Origin of the sequence: Pseudomonas azadiae (assembly GCF_019145355.1) — a bacterium.
Classification (GTDB): Bacteria; Pseudomonadota; Gammaproteobacteria; order Pseudomonadales; family Pseudomonadaceae; genus Aquipseudomonas; species Aquipseudomonas azadiae.
Map to the genome: position 1 here is coordinate 2,965,106 of NZ_JAHSTY010000001.1, position 18,269 is coordinate 2,983,374.

Below are 18,269 nucleotides of genomic sequence, written 5' to 3' on the forward strand. Positions count from 1 at the left end.
CACATGATGAGGTGCCACCATGTCTGATCAAGATCAAGACAACCCCCGGCGTGACTTTCTGCGCAAATCCTTGACCTTGATCCCGGTGGTCACGGTTGCCAGCACGGGCCTGGGTGGCTCGATGCTGATGGCGACGCCTGAGGCCCAGGCCGCGCCAGCCAAGCCTGACGTGAGCGACACAGCTTATGAGCCGACTTACTTCACGGCCGAGGAATGGGCGTTCATCAACGCCGCCGTCGAGCGCTTGATCCCCGCAGATGCCCAAGGCCCAAGTGCCCTGGAAGCGGGTGCGCCGCAATACATCGACCGCCAGATGAACACGCCGTACGCCAGCGGCGCCCTGTGGTTCATGCAAGGCCCGTTCAACGCCGATGCACCGCCGGAAATGGGCTGGCAGAGCAAATTGGTACCCAAGGACATTTATCGCCTGGGCATTGCCGCGACGGATGCATGGTCGAAAGCATTCAACGGTAAAGCTTTTGCCGCGCAAGACAGCGCTACCCGAGACGACATGCTGCGTCGCCTGGAGGCGGGCGGTGGTGAGCTGGGCGCACATTTCAATGCCGTGCCGCCAAAGATGTTTTTCAACCTGCTGCTGCAAAACACCAAGGAAGGGTTCTTCTGCGATCCGATCCACGGCGGCAACAAGGGCATGGTCGGCTGGACCATGATCGGCTTCCCCGGCGCCCGCGCCGACTTCATGGACTGGGTGGAACGTAACGAGCCTTACCCGTTCCCGGCTGTTTCCATGCGCGGCGAGAGGGCATAAACGTGGCGACCATCATGAAGAAAGTAGACGCGGTGATTGTAGGTTTCGGCTGGACCGGCGCGATCATGGCCAAGGAGCTGACGGAAGCGGGCCTCAACGTGCTGGCGCTGGAACGTGGCCCGATGCAGGACACGTACCCGGACGGCAGCTATCCCCAGGTCATCGACGAATTGACCTACAGTGTGCGTAAAAAGCTCTTCCAGGACATTTCCAAGGAAACCGTGACCATTCGCCACAGCGTGAATGATGTCGCACTGCCGAACCGCCAGCTGGGCGCGTTTTTGCCAGGCAATGGCGTCGGCGGTGCAGGTTTGCACTGGTCAGGCGTGCATTTTCGTGTCGATCCGATTGAGTTGCGCATGCGCAGCCACTACGAAGAGCGCTACGGCAAACACTTCATACCCAAAGACATGACCATCCAGGACTTCGGTGTCAGTTATGAAGAACTGGAGCCGTTTTTCGACTACGCGGAAAAAGTCTTCGGCACCTCCGGCCAAGCCTGGACCGTAAAAGGCCAGTTGGTCGGCGAAGGCCGTGGCGGCAACCCCTATGCGCCGGATCGCTCCAACCCGTTTCCGCTGGCCTCGCAGAAAAACACCGTCTCCGCACAGCTGTTCCAGAAAGCGGCGGCCGAGGTCGGTTACAAACCCTACAACCTGCCCTCCGCCAATACCTCGGGCCCCTACACCAACCCCTACGGTGCGCAGATGGGCCCGTGCAACTTCTGCGGTTTCTGCAGCGGCTACGTGTGCTACATGTACTCCAAGGCTTCGCCGAATGTGAACATCCTTCCGGCGTTGCGCCAGGTGCCGAACTTCGAGCTGCGGGCCAATTCCCACGTGCTCAAGGTTAACCTCGACAGCACCGGGAGCAAGGCCACCGGCGTGACCTATATCGACGCCCAGGGGCGCGAATGCGAACAGCCGGCGGACCTGGTCATCCTCGGCGCGTTCCAGTTCCATAATGTGCGGCTGATGCTGTTGTCCGGAATCGGCAAGCCCTACGACCCGATCACCAATGAGGGTGTGGTGGGCAGAAATTTCGCCTACCAGAACATGGCCACCATTAAGGCGTTCTTCGACAAAGACACCCACACCAACAACTTCATCGGTGCGGGCGGCAATGGCGTGGCCATCGATGACTTCAACGCCGACAACTTCGACCATGGCCCCCATGGCTTTGTGGGCGGCTCGCCGATGTGGGTCAACCAGGCCGGCAGCCGGCCGATTGCCGGTACGTCCAACCCGCCGGGCACGCCAGCCTGGGGCAGCGCCTGGAAGCGCGCCACCGCCGATTACTACACCCACCAGGTGTCGATGGACGCCCACGGTGCCCATCAATCCTACCGAGGCAACTACCTGGATCTGGACCCGGTTTATCGTGATGCCTACGGCCTGCCGTTGCTGCGGATGACGTTCGACTGGCAGGAAAACGACATCAAGATGAACCGCTTCATGGTCGAGAAAATGAGCAAGGTCGCCGAAGCGATGAGCCCCAAGGCCATCGCCTTGCTCGGCAAGAAGGTCGGTGAGCATTTCAACACCGCGTCTTACCAGACCACCCACCTCAACGGCGGCGCGATCATGGGCACCGACCCGAAAACCAGTGCATTGAACCGCTACCTGCAATGCTGGGATGTGCACAACGTGTTTGTTCCAGGCGCGTCCGCTTTCCCACAAGGCTTGGGCTACAACCCGACCGGCCTGGTAGCGGCACTGACCTATTGGTCGGCGCGGGCGATTCGTGAGCAGTACCTGAAAAACCCCGGCCCACTGGTTCAGGCATAAGGAGCGATGACCATGAAAGTACGTGTTATCGCGACCTTCGCGGCCTCCCTGGCGTGGCTCAGCAGTTGTTCGGTGAGCGCCGCTGAAACCGACCTGGTCAAGCAGGGCGAATACCTGGCTCGCGCCGGTGACTGCGTGGCCTGCCACACGGCCAAGGGCGGCAAACCCTTCGCCGGCGGCCTGCCGATGGAAACCCCCATCGGTGTGATCTACTCCACCAACATCACCCCGGACAAGACGGGCCTGGGCGACTACAGCTTCGAAGACTTCGACAAGGCCGTGCGCCATGGCGTCGCCAAGAGCGGCAGTACGCTTTACCCGGCGATGCCCTACCCGTCTTACGCGCGTGTCAGCCAAAGCGACATGCAGGCGTTGTATGCGTATTTCATGAAAGGTGTTGAGCCGGTCGCCCAGGAAAACAAGGACAGCGATATTCCATGGCCCCTGAGCATGCGCTGGCCCTTGGCGGCGTGGCGCTGGATGTTCGCGCCCGAGGTGGCGGACTACCAGGCGCCCGCCAATGCCGACCCGGTGATCAGCCGCGGGGCCTACCTGGTCGAAGGCCTTGGCCACTGCGGCGCGTGCCATACGCCACGGGCCCTGACCATGCAGGAAAAAGCCCTGAGCGCCACGGACGGCAACACGTTCCTGTCCGGCAGCGCGCCGCTGGAAGGCTGGATTGCCAAGAGCCTGCGCGGCGACCACAAGGACGGCCTCGGCGGTTGGAGCGAGGAACAGTTGGTGCAATTTCTCAAGACCGGGCGCAGTGATCGCAGTGCGGTGTTTGGCGGCATGAGCGACGTTGTGGTCCACAGCATGCAGTACCTGTCGGAAAACGACCTGACAGCTATCGCCCGTTACCTCAAGAGCCTGCCGGCGGTAGACCCCAAGGACCAGCCGCACCAGTACGACAGGCAGGTCGCAGACGCCTTGTGGAAAGGCGATGACCGCCAGCGCGGAGCCTCGGTGTATATCGATAACTGCGCGGCTTGCCATCGTACCGACGGCCATGGCTACACGCGCGTGTTCCCGGCGCTGGCGGGCAACCCGGTGCTGCAGACGGCGGGCGCCACGTCGCTGATCAACATCGTGCTGAACGGCGGCACGCTGCCGGCTACCCATGCGGCGCCGTCGACCTTCACCATGCCGGCGTTTGCCTGGCGTCTGTCGGACCAGGAAGTGGCGGATGTCGTCAGTTTCATCAGGGGCAGTTGGGGCAACCAGGGCGCGCCGGTGACCGCCGGCGAGGTGAAGGACCTGCGCGACAACGATATGCACACCACCTCCGGCGACGACCTGGGCCAGGTCACGCAAAAGCATTGATGCGTGCCTGACCGCCAAACGGCACTGGTCAGAAACCTTGCGCCTCGTTACTGTATATAAAAACAGTATCGAGGCGTTTTCATGTCTACTCCGCTGCCGCCCCGTGGCCGGGGCACGGCCACCAACCTGCACAACCGCTTTGCGCCCACGGTCAGCGTGGCCGAGGATGACGGCTGGTACCAGGAAGTGCCGCCGACCCAGGGCACCGAGGTGCGTATCGAAACGGCCAAGACCATCATCACCCGTAACAACTCGCCGGATTTGCCGTTCGATCGCTCGATCAACCCCTACCGGGGTTGTGAACATGGCTGCATCTACTGCTATGCGCGGCCCAGCCATGCCTATTGGGACATGTCGCCAGGGCTCGATTTCGAAACCAGGCTGATCGCCAAAACCAATGCCGCCGAGGTACTGGAGCAACAACTGTCGAAGCCCGGCTATGTGTGCGCCCCGATCAACCTGGGCTCCAACACCGATCCCTATCAGCCAATCGAGCGCGAATACAAAATTACCCGGGAGACCCTCGAAGTGCTGCTGCGCTACCGGCACCCGGTGACCATTGTCACCAAGGGCTCGCTGATCCTGCGCGATCTCGACCTGCTGAGCGAGCTGGCGCGCCAGCGGCTGGTGGCCGTGATGATCAGCCTCACCAGCCTGGACGATGAACTCAAACGCATCCTGGAACCCCGCGCGGCGGCGCCCAGGGCGCGGCTGCGGGCCATTCGGGTGATGCGCGAGGCGGGTATCCCGGTGGGTGTGCTGTGCTCGCCGATGATCCCGATGATCAACGACAGTGAGCTGGAGAGCCTGCTGACCGAAGCCCATGCCGCCGGCGCGCAAAGCGCGGCGTACATGATGCTGCGCCTGCCGCTGGAGGTGGCGCCGCTGTTCGAGGAGTGGCTGGCGGCGCATTACCCGCAGCGGGCGGCCCATGTGATGAGCCTGGTACGCCAGGTGCGCGGTGGTGAGGTCTACGACAGCCGCTTCGGCGTGCGCATGCGTGGCGAAGGGCCATTTGCGGATCTGCTGGCCCAGCGGTTCAGCAAGGCGATCAAGCGCCTGGGGCTGAACCGGCGGGAAGGCTTCAATCTCGATTGCACGGCGTTTTGCCCACCGGGCAGGCAGATGGCTTTGTTGTAGACTGAAAAGCTGAAATGCGAAGTTCCTGTAGGAATAGTCGCGTTTTGACATCACTGAAACCCGCGTTCTAGAGCGGTTCATTCAGTTTGAGTTAAGTTTCGGTGGTTACCTTGTTCAGCGAGTGACTGATGAGTCGGCGCCCCGGTTTTTGGCATTTACAAATATTGCACTGACCAGGCGTCGAATTGCCCTGAACACTCCCCCTGCATTAATCAAGAGGATGAATCATGAGTGACCAGGATAAACAGCCGTTGGCTGCGTCGGCTTCGACCCCTCAGGTGGCGGAAACCGCCGATGCAGCGCTTAAGCACATCGTTGACGGTTTTTTGCATTTCCATCATGACGTCTTCCCGCAGCAGGAAGAACTCTTCAAGAAACTCGCCACGGCCCAGAGCCCACGGGCGATGTTCATTACCTGCGCCGACTCGCGCATCGTCCCCGAGCTGATCACTCAAAGCTCCCCGGGCGACCTGTTCGTGACGCGTAACGTCGGTAACGTAGTACCGCCGTACGGCCAGATGAACGGTGGTGTTTCCACCGCCATCGAGTATGCGGTGCTCGCCTTGGGCGTACAGCACATCATTGTCTGCGGCCACTCCGATTGCGGCGCGATGCGCGCGGTACTCAACCCCGACAGCCTGGAGAAAATGCCGACGGTCAAGGCCTGGCTGCGGCATGCCGAGGTCGCCAAGACCATGGTGCACGACAACTGCGACTGCGCAAGCGAAGGCGAGAGCATGAAGGTGCTGACCGAAGAAAACGTTATCGCCCAGTTGCAACACTTGCGTACCCACCCTTCCGTGGCGTCACGCATGGCCAATGGTCAGTTGTTCATCCATGGCTGGATCTACAACATCGAAACCAGCGAAATCAGAGCTTTTGACGCGGACCAGTCGGCATTCCGACCGCTGGGCGGCGACGGGCCAATCCCTTGCGCGACGCCTAAAGCGCGCTTCTAAAACACTTCCCTGCCGGGTAAAACGGTGGCTGCCATGGACGCAGCCAGGCTTTACCGCGCCCGGCAAATGCCTCGGGAGAGCCATCATGCGTGCTGCTCAATTGAAAGCTGTATTGCCACGGGAGCTGCTGGCTTCCGTGGTTGTTTTTCTGGTCGCCCTGCCCCTGTGCATGGGTATCGCGATCGCCTCCGGCATGCCGCCGGCCAAGGGGCTGATCACCGGCATCATCGGTGGCCTGGTGGTAGGTTGGCTGGCGGGTTCGCCGTTGCAGGTCAGCGGTCCGGCGGCGGGCCTGGCGGTGTTGGTCTTTGAGTTGGTGCGCCAGCACGGCATGCTGATGCTTGGGCCGATTCTGTTGCTGGCGGGTTTCCTGCAACTGGTTGCCGGGCGTTTGCGCCTGGGTTGCTGGTTCCGCGTCACGGCGCCGGCGGTGGTGTACGGCATGCTGGCGGGGATTGGCGTGCTGATTGTGCTGTCGCAGATCCACGTGATGCTCGACGGCGCGCCCAAACCTTCCGGGCTGGATAACCTGGCAGGTTTCCCGGCTGCGGTGGCTGGCGCGATCCCGGCCCTGGGCGGTGGCCTGGGCTGGCAGGCGGGACTGCTCGGTTTGTCGACGATGCTGGTGATGTACGTTTGGGATAAGTTTCGTCCGCAAGGTCTGCGCTTTGTACCGGGTGCCTTGTTGGGCGTGGGCCTGACCACCGTGGTCAGCCTGGTGCTGGCGTTGCAGGTCAAGCGGGTGGAAGTCCCGGAAAACCTCGCCGATGCCATTGATTGGCTGCGTCCCAGCGACTTGCTGAACCTCGCCGATCCGCAACTGTTGATCGCCGCGTTCGCCGTGGCGTTTATCGCGAGTGCCGAGACCCTGCTGTCCGCCGCGGCGGTCGATCGCATGCACAGCGGTCAGCGTTCTGATTTCGACAAGGAATTATCCGCTCAAGGTGTAGGCAACATGCTTTGCGGGCTGGTCGGCGCTTTGCCGATGACCGGCGTGATCGTGCGCAGCTCGGCCAACGTGCAGGCTGGTGCCACCACGCGCTTGTCGGCGATGTTCCACGGCCTGTGGTTGCTGGCGTTCGTGCTGCTGCTGTCGAGTGTGCTGCAAAGTATTCCGGTGGCGAGCCTGGCCGGTGTGTTGGTGTACACCGGGATCAAGCTGGTGGACATCAAGGCGTTCAAGGCGCTGGGACGCTATGGGCGGATGCCGATGTTTACCTACGCCGCCACGGCGCTGGCGATCATCCTCACCGACCTGCTGACCGGCGTGCTGGTGGGCTTCGGGCTGACATTGGTCAAGTTGGCGTTCAAGGCATCGAGGCTCAAAGTCAGCCTGATCGACTTGCCGCAGGAGGCTGAGATGGAGTTGCGCCTGACGGGGGCGGCGACCTTCCTGAAAGTGCCGGCGTTGACCCAGGTATTGGCGACGGTGCCGGCAGGGACGACATTGCACGTGCCCCTGAATAATCTGAGCTATATCGACCATTCTTGCCTGGAACTGCTGGAAGAATGGGGGCGTGCCAATGCGGCCAAAGGCTCCAAGCTGGTGATCGAGGCGCGAGGCTTGAAGCGCCGGCTGGAAGGGCGGATTCGCATGACGACTGGGGTAGGTTCAGCGGCCTCTGTAAGCTGACGAAACCGAATCAAAAATGTGGGAGCGGGCTTGCTCGCGAATGCAGTGTGCCAGTCGCCGAATACATCGACTGACACTCTGCTTTCGCGAGCAAGCCCGCTCCCACATGGGTTTTGTGTATCCCCAAACAATCAGGCAGGCTGATCCAACGCCAACTCAACCCCCAACTGCCGCGACAGGCACGGCCAGCGCTTCCAGGCGGCTTCGGTGTGCGGGCTCTTCAGCTTTTCGCGATAGACCTCGACCGACTCCAGCGCAAAGCTCTCTTCGTTGAGCATTTCATCCACCGCGTGGTGCACGGCTTCATCCAACTGGTTGGCGAAGGCTTCGCCGATCAGTCGATGGGCAATGACATTGGCTACCGTGGTGTCCGCCGGAATCAAAGGCTGGCCGAAGTGCTTGATATACAGATCGTTGACCTCTTCCACCAAGCGGTGCGCCAGATAGGCCTCGTCCAGCAGGCCGTCGAGCCCTTCATGGCCGGCCAGGATGGCGGGCGGTTGCAGGAAGAAATGCTCGGCGATCTTCAGCACCGGCTTGATCTGGCTTTCGATACCGGCTTGGCGGGCCACGTCGTTGGCGGCGTCCAGCAAATCCGGAACGAGGTCGATGTAGGCGGTAACAAAGCGGGTCATGACCATGTTGCGATCACCGTCAGCCAGGGAAATGGCCGAATGCAGGTGCGGCAATTGTTTTTCCAGTTGCTGGGCAAGCTGGCCCGTGCTGGTTTCGTGTTGATGGGCACGGGAAATCTGCTCGCGCAATGCGGCGGTGTTCATGAAGGCTCCATTGATTACAGGTGTAGGAAAAGGGAGAAGTTAAGGTAGCTCGTTTATACGAGGGCCTCAGACGCATTTGTCATAATTATTTCATGGTTATGCACAGTCGTTATATCGAAATGCCATCGTTTGCCGAATAAACGATTCCGCTCCCGGTTTTATTGGTCCAGGCCGATCATTTCCGGTTCATTTGCCCCTACACATTGCGGGGTTGCAGAGCCTGTCTATACTCGGATTTGTAGGCGATTAACTGATGACGCCAGACTGCATAAGCAGGCAAGGCTAAGCGGTTGTAAGCAGTATGGAAGCCGCTCCCTTCGACGCAGGTGCAAACCGGCGGGATAACAAGAACGATAAGGGGAACCCGCAATGATGCGACATCCACACGTTTGGATGGGCCTCCTGTTGTCGTCGGTATTCGGCCAGGCACATGCCGCCTGGACAACGAATATGGCGCCAGGGGCGACCGAAGTCAGTCACGCAGTGTTCGACCTGCACATGACCATTTTCTGGATCTGTGTGGTGATCGGCGTCATCGTGTTTGGCGCGATGTTCTGGTCGATGATCGTTCACCGCCGCTCCACCGGCCAGGTCGCGGCCAAGTTCCACGAGAGCACCACCGTGGAGATCCTCTGGACCGTGGTGCCCTTGCTGATCCTGGTCGCGATGGCCATTCCCGCGACCAAGACCCTGATCAATATTTACGACAGCAGTGAATCGGATATCGATATCCAGGTCACCGGCTACCAATGGAAATGGCATTACAAATACCTGGGCCAGGACGTGGAGTTCTTCAGCAACCTGGCCACGCCCGCCGAACAGATCCGTAACCAGGCGACCAAGGGTGAACACTACCTGCTGGAAGTTGACCAGCCGCTGGTGTTGCCGGTGGGGGCCAAGGTGCGCTTTCTGGTGACGGCCGCCGACGTCATTCACTCGTGGTGGGTGCCGGCGTTTGCGGTCAAGCGCGACGCCATTCCCGGCTTCGTCAACGAGGCCTGGACCCGGGTCGAGAAGCCCGGCATCTACCGCGGCCAGTGCGCCGAACTGTGCGGCAAGGACCACGGCTTCATGCCCATCGTGGTCGAGGTCAAGTCCAGGGCCGACTACGACACCTGGCTCGGCGAGCGCAAGCAAGAGGCCGCCAAGCTCAAGGAGCTGACCTCCAAGGACTGGACGCTTGAAGAACTGGTGGCGCGTGGCGACAAGGTCTACCACACCACCTGTGTGGCCTGTCACCAGGCCGAAGGCCAGGGCCTGCCGCCGATGTTCCCGGCGCTCAAGGGCTCGAAAATCGCCACCGGGCCCACGGCCGAACACCTGAACATCGTCTACAACGGCAAGCCTGGCACTGCGATGGCAGCCTTCGGCAAGCAGCTCTCGGAAGTGGATATCGCCGCCGTGGTGACCTACGAGCGTAACGCCTGGGGCAATAACACAGGCGACATGGTCACGCCAAAAGACGTGCTGGCCATCAAGCAGGCGCAAAGCCAATGACCCTCTTCATGGTGTTTACCTCGACCCGCCCCGCCCACCCGCTTGCAGGAGAACGGCCATGAGCGCTGTGATCGATGACCATGGTCATGCCGACCATGCCCACGGCCCCGCAAAGGGCTTGATGCGCTGGGTGCTGACCACCAACCACAAAGACATCGGCACAATGTACTTGTGGTTCGCCTTCGCCATGTTCCTGCTCGGCGGTTCGTTTGCCATGGTGATCCGTGCCGAACTGTTCCAGCCGGGCCTGCAGATCGTGGAGCCGGCGTTCTTCAACCAGATGACCACCATGCACGGCCTGATCATGGTGTTCGGCGCGGTGATGCCGGCTTTCGTCGGCCTGGCCAACTGGATGATCCCGCTGATGATCGGCGCGCCGGACATGGCCCTGCCGCGCATGAACAACTTCAGCTTCTGGTTGCTGCCGGCGGCCTTCCTTCTGTTGGTCTCGACGCTGTTCAGCCCTGGCGGCGGGCCGAATTTCGGCTGGACGTTCTACGCGCCGCTTTCCACCACCTACGCGCCGGAAAGCGTGACGTTCTTTATCTTTGCCATTCACCTGATGGGCATCAGTTCGATCATGGGCGCGATCAACGTGGTCGCCACCATCCTCAACCTGCGCGCGCCGGGCATGACGTTGATGAAAATGCCGCTGTTCGTCTGGACCTGGCTGATCACCGCGTTTTTGCTGATCGCGGTGATGCCGGTACTGGCGGGTTGCGTGACCATGATGCTGATGGATATCCACTTCGGCACCAGCTTTTTCAGTGCGTCCGGCGGTGGCGACCCGGTGCTGTTCCAGCATGTGTTCTGGTTCTTCGGCCACCCCGAGGTGTACATCATGATCCTGCCGGCCTTTGGCGCCGTCAGTTCGATCATCCCGACGTTTTCGCGCAAGCCGCTGTTTGGCTACACCTCAATGGTCTACGCCACGGCGAGCATCGCGTTTCTGTCGTTCATCGTGTGGGCGCACCACATGTTCGTGGTGGGTATTCCGTTGGTGGGTGAGCTGTTCTTCATGTACGCCACGCTGCTGATCGCCGTGCCGACCGGGGTGAAGGTGTTCAACTGGGTCAGCACCATGTGGCAAGGCTCGCTGACCTTCGAGACGCCGATGCTGTTTGCCGTGGCGTTCGTGATCCTGTTCACCATCGGCGGCTTCTCCGGGCTGATGCTGGCGATTGCCCCGGCGGACTTCCAGTACCACGACACCTACTTTGTGGTGGCGCACTTCCATTACGTACTGGTGCCCGGCGCTATTTTCGGCATCTTCGCGTCGGCCTACTACTGGCTGCCGAAATGGACCGGGCACATGTACGACGAAACCCTGGGCAAGCTGCACTTCTGGCTGTCTTTCGTGGGCATGAACATGGCTTTTTTCCCGATGCACTTCGTCGGGCTGGCGGGCATGCCGCGCCGGGTGCCGGACTACAACCTGCAGTTCGCCGACTTCAACATGGTCTCCTCGATTGGCGCCTTCATGTTTGGCGCTACGCAGATTTTCTTCCTGTTTATCGTGATCAAGTGCATCCGCGGTGGTACGCCGGCACCGGCCAAGCCGTGGGATGGCGCCGAAGGCCTGGAGTGGAGCGTGCCCTCGCCGGCGCCGTACCACACCTTCACTACGCCGCCGGAGGTTAAATGAACCTGACGCCGCAAACCCCCTGTGGGAGCTGGCTTGCCTGCGATAGCGGTGTATCAGGCGCCGACTCTATCGGCTGCCAGGGCCTCATCGCAGGCAAGCCAGCTCCCACAGAAAGTCAAAAGCGAGCGCTGCGCCATGGCTGACTCCGTACCCCTCAAGCGCCTGGTCACCCGCCTGCTGATCCTGGTGCTGGCGATGTTCGCCTTCGGCTTCGCCCTGGTGCCGATCTACGACGTGATGTGCAAGGCGTTCGGCATTAACGGCAAGACGGCCGGGCAATACGAAGGCTCCCAGGTGGTGGACCCGTCGCGCCAGGTGCGCGTGCAGTTCCTGTCCACCAACGCCATCGACATGGTCTGGGAGTTTCATGCCAAGGCAGATGAAGTGGTGGTCAATCCCGGCGCGGTCACCGAGATGCTGTTCGTGGCGTTCAACCCCACCGACAAGGCCATGACCGCTCAGGCAGTGCCGAGCATTTCTCCGGCCGAAGCGGCGATGTATTTCCATAAGACTGAGTGCTTTTGTTTCACCCAGCAAGTGCTGCAACCAGGCGAGCGCATCGAAATGCCGGTGCGCTTCATTGTCGACCGCGACATGCCCAAGGATGTGAAGCATCTGACCCTGGCGTACACGCTGTTTGACATCACTGCGCGCCAACCGCCCGTGGCGGTTCGCACCGGGGGCTAGCTACTGTTTGCCCGCTCAATCAGGAGAGCGAATACATGTCGACTCATGATACGTACTACGTACCAGCGCAAAGCAAATGGCCGATAATTGCCACGTTTGGCCTGTTGATCAGCGTGTATGGCCTGGGCCTGTGGTTTAACGACTTGAAGGCGTTACGCCCGGAATCCCACGGCCCCTGGATCTTTTTCGTCGGTGGCCTGCTGCTGGCGTACATGATGTTTGGCTGGTTTGGTGCGGTGATCAAGGAAAGCCGCGCCGGTTTGTACAGCTCGCAGATGGACCGCTCGTTCCGCTGGGGCATGAGCTGGTTCATCTTTTCCGAAGTGATGTTCTTTATTGCGTTCTTTGGGGCGCTGTTTTACGTACGCCACCTGTCCGCTCCAGCGTTGGCCGGTGAAGGACCCAAGGGCATCGCGCACATGCTCTGGCCGAACTTCGAGTTCGCCTGGCCGTTGCTGAACAATCCCGATCCCAAACTCTATCCGGCACCCAAGGGCACGATCAGCCCGTGGGGCCTGCCGCTGGTCAACACCATTTTGCTGGTGAGCTCCAGCGTGACCATCACTATCGCCCACCATGCCTTGCGCAAAGGCCATCGCGGCGCGCTGAAGCTGTGGTTGGCGATCACTGTGCTGTTGGGCGTAGCGTTCCTCGGGTTCCAGGCCGAGGAATATATCCACGCTTACAAGGAGCTCGGGCTCACCCTCGGCTCGGGTGTCTACGGTGCCACCTTCTTCATGCTCACTGGTTTTCACGGCGCCCACGTCACCATCGGCACGATCATTTTGTTCGTGATGCTGATGCGCATCCTCAAGGGCCACTTCGATGCCGAGCACCAGTTCGGTTTCGAGGCGGCCAGTTGGTATTGGCACTTTGTGGATGTGGTGTGGATCGGGCTGTTTTTCTTCGTTTATGTGCTGTGAGGTGCCTCACCACGGTGCATGAGAAACCAGTTGGCCGCTGAAAAAGCCCCAGGTGATCAAGGCCAGGGTCATCACGGCCAGCACGACACGTACGGTCAAGGCCGTGACGAGGCGGTTGGAGTGGCCCTCGTCCTTGACCAGGAAGAACAAGCCACTGAACAGGCTCACGACAGTCGCGATCAGCATCAGGGCAATGGCTGCTTTGAGCATGGTCAGGCTCCCGGCTTTGATGGGCAATGAAGGGGAATGGGCGGGCAATGAAAACAAGTATAGCCAGCGCCATGAAATGCTTTCGTCCCGGGGTCGCACCCACGCTGGTCGTGCTGGTGTTGCTGCCGCTGATGGTGGGCCTGGGGTTCTGGCAATTGTCTCGCGGCCATGAAAAACAGCGGCTGGTGGACAGTTATACCGAGCGGCGCGCGGCTGATCCGGTCAGCAGTGCGCAACTCAATGACATCACTGACCCGGCGTTTCGCCGCGTGCAGTTGCGCGGCCAGTTCGACGCCGAGCACAGCGTGCTGCTCGATAACCGGATGCGCGACGGCAAGGCCGGCGTTGAACTGCTGCAACCCTTTCACGACCAGGCCAGCGGCCTGTGGCTGTTGCTCAATCGCGGCTGGCTGCCCTGGCCGGACCGGCGCACGCCGCCGGTCTTCAGCACCCCTGAACAGCCGTTGAATCTGCAGGCCTGGGTGTACGTCGCCCCCGGCGAAACCTTTCAGCTGCATGCCGACCCGGCGGGCGCGCAATGGCCACGCCTGCTGACCGCGCTGCACCCCGCCGCGTTGTGGGCTGAGCTGGGTCGCAACGGTTTCGCCTATGAACTGCGGGCCGAAGCAGGCCCCGGCACCTACGAAACCACGTGGCCCATCGTGGCCATGGGGCCGGAAAAACACCTGGCGTATGCCGTGCAGTGGTTCGCCATGTCGCTGGCCCTGCTGGCGCTTTATCTCTATCTCGGATGGCACAACAAAAAGGAGAAGCCCCATGGGAGCGGCCATGAGTCCACCCAACACGTCTGAACTGCCTGATCGGCGCAAAGGCCGTTGGCAGTTGATCCTGATCCTGCTGATGGTCATCGGCCCAATGGCGCTGGCGACCTTCATGTACAAGCTGCAGTTCTGGGTTCCGGACGGCCGCAGCTACCATGGTGACCTGATCGGCAACGGCCAGACTCGCGGCGACATTGGCGTGCAGGCCGACGAACAGCGTTGGCAATTGCTGGTGACGGCACCCGCCGCCTGCGCCGCCGATTGCCGGCAACTGGTGTATCTCGCGCGCCAATTGCAGATCGGCCTGGGGCGCGACGCTTCCCGCGCCAGCCATGCCTTGGCCAGCGCGCAGCCCGTCAGCAGCGATTACGACGCCAAGCTCAAGGCCGAGTACCCGCAACTGCAGCGCTACCCGCTGGACCTGTCGACATTCACCAAAAACGCCAGTGCGCCGGGTGATGCACAGCTGTGGATCGTCGATCCCCACGGCAACCTGGTGTTGCGCTACGACGCCACGGTCAAGGGCAAGGACTTGCTCAACGACCTGCGCCATCTGCTGAAACTGTCGAACATCGGATAGGGGCATCGTCATGGCCAAACCCGGATTTCGCCTCGCGTTGTTTGCCACCTTGCTGGCGCTGGTCGTCGTGCTGCTCGGTGCCTATACCCGTCTGACCCACGCGGGGCTGGGCTGCCCGGACTGGCCCGGCTGCTATGGCTTTATCAGCGTGCCGCAAAGCGAAGCCCAGTTGGCGCATGCCGAGCTGCATTTTCCCGAAGCGCCGGTGGAAGCGGCCAAGGGTTGGAGCGAGATGATCCATCGTTACTTCGCTGGCACGCTGGGGTTGCTGATTGCGCTGCTGGCGGCGCGTTCGTGGCACCATCGGCGTGATCCGGGCCAGCCGGTGAAACTGCCGCTGTTCGTGCTGGCGGTGGTGGTTGCCCAGGCGGCGTTTGGCATGTGGACGGTGACGTTGAAGCTGTGGCCGCAGGTGGTGACCGGCCATCTGCTAGGCGGCTTTGCCACCTTGAGCCTGCTGTTTTTGCTGACGTTGCGCCTGTCCGGCGTACTGCCCGCATTGATCGTGCCCAAGCGCCTGCAATATTGGGCCACCGCCGGGCTGGTGCTGGTGATCGCGCAGATTGCGCTCGGTGGTTGGGTCAGCGCCAACTACGCGGCGGTGGCCTGTGTTGATTTGCCGACGTGTCATGGTGATTGGTGGCCGGCTGCGGATTTCGCCAACGGCTTTCATCTCACCCAGCACATCGGCCCCAACTACCTGGGTGGGCAATTGGACAGCGAAGCGCGCACCGCCATCCACCTGACCCACCGCGTTGGCGCTGTGATCGTCAGCCTGGTGCTGCTCGGCCTGGCCTGGCAACTGCGTGCGGTCGGCATGACGCGGTTGGCGGGTTTGCTGCTGATGGCCCTGGCCGCGCAAGTCTGCCTGGGTGTGAGCAATGTGTATTTCGGCCTGCCGCTGCCGGTGGCGGTCGGGCATAACGCCGGGGGCGCGGCGCTGTTGCTGACCCTGGTGCTGGTCAATTATCACGCGCGCACCAGCCTGGTCCGGGTGCGCAAGCCGCTGCCATTCGCTTGGCGATTTATCCCGCGCAAGCCGGTGTCGGGCCTGATGACCCTTAAAGGAGAGATGCCATGGCGACCCTGATCGGCGCGCGACACGGCCAGGCGATCTGGCGTGACTACCTGGAGCTGACCAAGCCCAAGGTGGTGGTGCTGATGCTCATCACTTCATTGGTGGGGATGTTTCTGGCGACCCGTGCCGGCGTGCCGTGGACGGTGCTGGTGTTCGGCAACCTGGGGATTGCCCTGTGTGCGGGCGGCGCGGCGGCGGTCAACCATGTGGTGGATCGGCGGATTGACGCGGTAATGGCGCGCACCCATAAGCGGCCAATGGCAGAGGGGCGTGTGTCACCACTGGCGGCGTTGGCGTTTGCATTGTTTCTGGCTGTTGCAGGGTTGGCGCTGTTGCTGGCGTTCACCAATGCGCTGGCGGCATGGCTGACCCTGGCTTCGTTGCTGGGCTACGCGGTGATCTACACCGGCTTTTTAAAGCGCGCGACGCCGCAGAATATTGTCATCGGCGGGCTGGCCGGCGGCGCTCCGCCTTTGTTGGGTTGGGTTGCGGTCACCGGCCATGTCAGCGCCGAACCCTTGCTGCTGGTGCTGATCATCTTCGCCTGGACCCCGCCGCATTTCTGGGCGCTGGCCATTCACCGCAAGGAGGAATACGCCAAGGCAAACATCCCGATGCTGCCAGTCACCCATGGCGAGCATTACACCAAGGTGCACATCCTGCTCTACACCTTCGCCCTGCTGGCGGTGAGCCTGATGCCTTATGTGATCCATATGAGCGGCCTGCTCTACCTTGCGTGCGCGCTGGTATTGGGCGGGCGCTTTCTGCAATGGGCCTGGGTGTTGTACCGTGGCGCTCGGCCGCACGCGGCGATCAACACCTTCAAGTACTCTATCGGGTACCTGTTCCTGCTGTTTATCGCCCTGCTCGTAGACCACTACCTACTGTTGAACCTATGACTCGAACTCAAAAGACTGTCTTCATCCTGGTGGCCCTGGTGGCATTGATCATGGGCCTGACCGTTAACAAAGTGCTCTCGGGCAAGGGCCAGGGCGACCCGACCGCGTTGATCGACGCCGGCATCATCCTGCTGCCGCAAAGCCGTCAATTGCCGCCGGTGACCATGACAGACCAGAGCGGCCAGCCGGTGCTCGTCAACGAATTGAAAGGCAAGTGGAGCCTGCTGTTCTTCGGCTACACCTTCTGCCCGGACATCTGCCCCACCACCCTCGCCCAACTGCGCCAGATCAAGAGCGAGTTGCCCAAGGACGTTGTGGATAAGTTGCAGGTGGTCCTGGTGAGCGTCGACCCGAACCGCGATACGCCGACCCAGCTCAAGCAGTACCTGGGCTACTTCGACCCGCAGTTCCAGGGCCTCACCGGCACGAATGTGGAGGATGTACAGAAAGTCTCGAATGCCGTGAGCATCCCGTTCATTCCCGCCGATACCAGCAAGCCGAACTACACCGTCGACCATAGCGGCAACCTCGCGCTGATCGGGCCCGATGGGACGCAGCGCGGGTTTATTCGTGCGCCGCTGAACAGCCAGAAGCTGGTGGCGCAATTGCCGGGGTTGCTACAGCGTAAGTAAGCCGATCACCATCCCTGCCAACAACACACATCACCTGTGGGAGCTGGCTTGCCTGCGATAGCGGTGGACCAGTACCTGATAGGCTGGCTGACCCACCGCCATCGCAGGCAAGCCAGCTCCCACAGTGTTTTTGTGCAAGGGTTGAACATGGCGTCGTCGGATATTTCCTGCAAGATGTCGCGCCCTACATGAACTTGTTGGGCGCTCTTGGGGTGGCTAGTCTTTGCCCTGTCGCTGCAAATTCAGTGACAGGGTGTGGAAGCCCTTATATCGTTAGGCGCACAAAGCGCCACCAAGTGTCAGGCGCTTTTTTTCTTGTCTGCGTTTTATGGTGGTTGTGCGCGGGGCGCTTTCGAGTGCGCCGGGTGCCTAACGTCCCGGTCTTCCACACCTGCGTACAACCGCCACCCATTACGTGGAAGTAATGCTTGGCGGTCCTTTGATACGTTAGGAGCCAGACCATGCAAGTACTTACCCCTGATCCGCCTACCACCGCCGAAGTATTCACCCGTCACCATCACCAACTGCACGCCGTGCTGATCGATGGCCAACCGTGGTTCAGTGCCTCTGACATCGGTCACCTGATGGGCCTGCACCTCAACCCGGCGTTACTGCGAAAACTCGATCCTGATCAGCAACACACCCTGGCCCTGATCACTCACGGTCATTGCGCACCGACCTTGATGATCAGCGAGTCTGGCGTCTATGCGATGCTCATCTATCACTACTACCCGGAGAACCGTTGCCTGCGTCAGTGGCTGACTCATGAGGTCATACCTGCGCTGCGTGGCAAGCTGCGGTTAAGTGTGTCGGTCTGATCTCTCAGGCAACACACAAAGCAAATGTGGGAGCTGGCTTGCCTGCGATGCAAGCACCTCGGTGTGTCAGTCACACCTCGGTGATGCTATCGCAGGCAAGCCAGCTCCCACATTTTTTGTTCTTCAGT

General features: G+C 61.1%; 18 protein-coding genes. 16 read left to right on the top strand and 2 right to left on the bottom strand.

Going from position 1 to position 18,269, the window contains the following annotated elements:
- Positions 1-19 precede the first annotated feature (19 nt).
- The 6 genes from KVG91_RS13535 (at position 20) to KVG91_RS13560 (ending at position 7,611) form a co-directional block, all read left to right on the top strand.
- Positions 20-769: a gluconate 2-dehydrogenase subunit 3 family protein gene (locus KVG91_RS13535; protein WP_169377261.1), complete on the top strand. Its 750-nt coding sequence runs from the start codon at positions 20-22 to the stop codon at positions 767-769.
- Positions 770-771: 2 nt separating this feature from the next.
- The gene (locus tag KVG91_RS13540; RefSeq protein WP_169377260.1) at positions 772-2,556 is read left to right on the top strand and encodes a GMC family oxidoreductase; all 1,785 of its coding nucleotides are present in this window, start codon (positions 772-774) and stop codon (positions 2,554-2,556) included.
- Between the two features lie 12 nt (positions 2,557-2,568).
- On the top strand, positions 2,569-3,879 hold the full coding sequence (locus tag KVG91_RS13545; protein WP_169377259.1) for a cytochrome c: 1,311 nt from the start codon (positions 2,569-2,571) through the stop codon (positions 3,877-3,879).
- A gap of 81 nt (positions 3,880-3,960) precedes the next feature.
- A complete protein-coding gene (locus tag KVG91_RS13550) occupies positions 3,961-5,019 on the top strand; it encodes a PA0069 family radical SAM protein (protein ID WP_169377258.1) in 1,059 nt (352 codons plus the stop codon).
- Between the two features lie 227 nt (positions 5,020-5,246).
- Positions 5,247-5,978 (top strand): carbonic anhydrase, encoded by a 732-nt coding sequence (locus KVG91_RS13555; RefSeq protein WP_076952208.1) that lies wholly within the window; start codon positions 5,247-5,249, stop codon positions 5,976-5,978.
- Positions 5,979-6,063: 85 nt separating this feature from the next.
- The gene (locus tag KVG91_RS13560; protein WP_169377257.1) at positions 6,064-7,611 is read left to right on the top strand and encodes a SulP family inorganic anion transporter; all 1,548 of its coding nucleotides are present in this window, start codon (positions 6,064-6,066) and stop codon (positions 7,609-7,611) included.
- A gap of 131 nt (positions 7,612-7,742) precedes the next feature.
- On the opposite strand, the gene KVG91_RS13565 is transcribed toward KVG91_RS13560, so the two are convergent.
- Complete coding sequence (locus KVG91_RS13565) at positions 7,743-8,390, bottom strand: hypothetical protein (RefSeq protein WP_169377256.1); 648 nt, start codon at positions 8,388-8,390, stop codon at positions 7,743-7,745.
- 369 nt (positions 8,391-8,759) lie between these two features.
- Here KVG91_RS13565 and coxB point away from each other — a divergent pair, with 369 nt between their 5' ends.
- The 4 genes from coxB (at position 8,760) to KVG91_RS13585 (ending at position 13,142) form a co-directional block, all read left to right on the top strand.
- Positions 8,760-9,887, top strand: a complete 1,128-nt coding sequence (coxB, locus tag KVG91_RS13570) for a cytochrome c oxidase subunit II (RefSeq protein ID WP_169377255.1) — start codon at positions 8,760-8,762, stop codon at positions 9,885-9,887.
- 58 nt (positions 9,888-9,945) lie between these two features.
- Positions 9,946-11,532: a cytochrome c oxidase subunit I gene (ctaD, locus tag KVG91_RS13575; RefSeq protein WP_076952212.1), complete on the top strand. Its 1,587-nt coding sequence runs from the start codon at positions 9,946-9,948 to the stop codon at positions 11,530-11,532.
- 135 nt (positions 11,533-11,667) lie between these two features.
- The gene (locus KVG91_RS13580; protein WP_169377725.1) at positions 11,668-12,219 is read left to right on the top strand and encodes a cytochrome c oxidase assembly protein; all 552 of its coding nucleotides are present in this window, start codon (positions 11,668-11,670) and stop codon (positions 12,217-12,219) included.
- Between the two features lie 35 nt (positions 12,220-12,254).
- Complete coding sequence (locus KVG91_RS13585; protein ID WP_169377726.1) at positions 12,255-13,142, top strand: cytochrome c oxidase subunit 3; 888 nt, start codon at positions 12,255-12,257, stop codon at positions 13,140-13,142.
- 6 nt (positions 13,143-13,148) lie between these two features.
- Here the strand turns inward: KVG91_RS13585 and KVG91_RS13590 are convergent, their stop codons facing one another.
- Entirely contained in the window at positions 13,149-13,352 is a 204-nt protein-coding gene (locus tag KVG91_RS13590) for a twin transmembrane helix small protein (protein ID WP_029290319.1), read from the bottom strand.
- Between the two features lie 47 nt (positions 13,353-13,399).
- Here KVG91_RS13590 and KVG91_RS13595 point away from each other — a divergent pair, with 47 nt between their 5' ends.
- From KVG91_RS13595 to KVG91_RS13620, 6 genes are all read left to right on the top strand, one after another.
- Entirely contained in the window at positions 13,400-14,164 is a 765-nt protein-coding gene (locus KVG91_RS13595; protein ID WP_169377727.1) for an SURF1 family protein, read from the top strand.
- Positions 14,130-14,714 (top strand): hypothetical protein, encoded by a 585-nt coding sequence (locus KVG91_RS13600; RefSeq protein ID WP_169377728.1) that lies wholly within the window; start codon positions 14,130-14,132, stop codon positions 14,712-14,714. The genes KVG91_RS13595 and KVG91_RS13600 overlap by 35 nt, the downstream gene beginning before the upstream one ends.
- 10 nt (positions 14,715-14,724) lie before the next feature.
- Positions 14,725-15,804 carry a COX15/CtaA family protein gene (locus KVG91_RS13605; RefSeq protein ID WP_169377729.1) on the top strand — a complete coding sequence of 360 codons (1,080 nt, stop codon included), beginning with the start codon at positions 14,725-14,727 and terminating at the stop codon, positions 15,802-15,804.
- A complete protein-coding gene (cyoE, locus tag KVG91_RS13610) occupies positions 15,792-16,691 on the top strand; it encodes a heme o synthase (RefSeq protein ID WP_169377730.1) in 900 nt (299 codons plus the stop codon). The genes KVG91_RS13605 and cyoE overlap by 13 nt, the downstream gene beginning before the upstream one ends.
- Entirely contained in the window at positions 16,688-17,323 is a 636-nt protein-coding gene (locus KVG91_RS13615) for an SCO family protein (protein ID WP_169377731.1), read from the top strand. Before cyoE ends, KVG91_RS13615 begins: the two co-directional genes overlap by 4 nt.
- Positions 17,324-17,784: 461 nt before the next feature.
- A complete protein-coding gene (locus KVG91_RS13620) occupies positions 17,785-18,141 on the top strand; it encodes a BRO-N domain-containing protein (protein ID WP_169377732.1) in 357 nt (118 codons plus the stop codon).
- Positions 18,142-18,269: the final 128 nt, after the last annotated feature.

Excerpts from the sequence above, each read along its gene's own strand:
- KVG91_RS13535 (WP_169377261.1), top strand. The coding sequence starts at position 20 with ATGTCTGATCAAGATCAAGACAACCCCCGGCGTGACTTTCTGCGCAAA.
- KVG91_RS13545 (WP_169377259.1), top strand. The coding sequence starts at position 2,569 with ATGAAAGTACGTGTTATCGCGACCTTCGCGGCCTCCCTGGCGTGGCTC.
- KVG91_RS13550 (WP_169377258.1), top strand. The coding sequence starts at position 3,961 with ATGTCTACTCCGCTGCCGCCCCGTGGCCGGGGCACGGCCACCAACCTG.
- KVG91_RS13555 (WP_076952208.1), top strand. The coding sequence starts at position 5,247 with ATGAGTGACCAGGATAAACAGCCGTTGGCTGCGTCGGCTTCGACCCCT.
- KVG91_RS13560 (WP_169377257.1), top strand. The coding sequence starts at position 6,064 with ATGCGTGCTGCTCAATTGAAAGCTGTATTGCCACGGGAGCTGCTGGCT.
- KVG91_RS13565 (WP_169377256.1), bottom strand. The coding sequence starts at position 8,390 with ATGAACACCGCCGCATTGCGCGAGCAGATTTCCCGTGCCCATCAACAC.
- coxB (WP_169377255.1), top strand. The coding sequence starts at position 8,760 with ATGATGCGACATCCACACGTTTGGATGGGCCTCCTGTTGTCGTCGGTA.
- ctaD (WP_076952212.1), top strand. The coding sequence starts at position 9,946 with ATGAGCGCTGTGATCGATGACCATGGTCATGCCGACCATGCCCACGGC.
- KVG91_RS13580 (WP_169377725.1), top strand. The coding sequence starts at position 11,668 with ATGGCTGACTCCGTACCCCTCAAGCGCCTGGTCACCCGCCTGCTGATC.
- KVG91_RS13585 (WP_169377726.1), top strand. The coding sequence starts at position 12,255 with ATGTCGACTCATGATACGTACTACGTACCAGCGCAAAGCAAATGGCCG.
- KVG91_RS13590 (WP_029290319.1), bottom strand. The coding sequence starts at position 13,352 with ATGCTCAAAGCAGCCATTGCCCTGATGCTGATCGCGACTGTCGTGAGC.
- KVG91_RS13595 (WP_169377727.1), top strand. The coding sequence starts at position 13,400 with ATGAAAACAAGTATAGCCAGCGCCATGAAATGCTTTCGTCCCGGGGTC.
- KVG91_RS13600 (WP_169377728.1), top strand. The coding sequence starts at position 14,130 with ATGGGAGCGGCCATGAGTCCACCCAACACGTCTGAACTGCCTGATCGG.
- KVG91_RS13605 (WP_169377729.1), top strand. The coding sequence starts at position 14,725 with ATGGCCAAACCCGGATTTCGCCTCGCGTTGTTTGCCACCTTGCTGGCG.
- cyoE (WP_169377730.1), top strand. The coding sequence starts at position 15,792 with ATGGCGACCCTGATCGGCGCGCGACACGGCCAGGCGATCTGGCGTGAC.
- KVG91_RS13615 (WP_169377731.1), top strand. The coding sequence starts at position 16,688 with ATGACTCGAACTCAAAAGACTGTCTTCATCCTGGTGGCCCTGGTGGCA.
- KVG91_RS13620 (WP_169377732.1), top strand. The coding sequence starts at position 17,785 with ATGCAAGTACTTACCCCTGATCCGCCTACCACCGCCGAAGTATTCACC.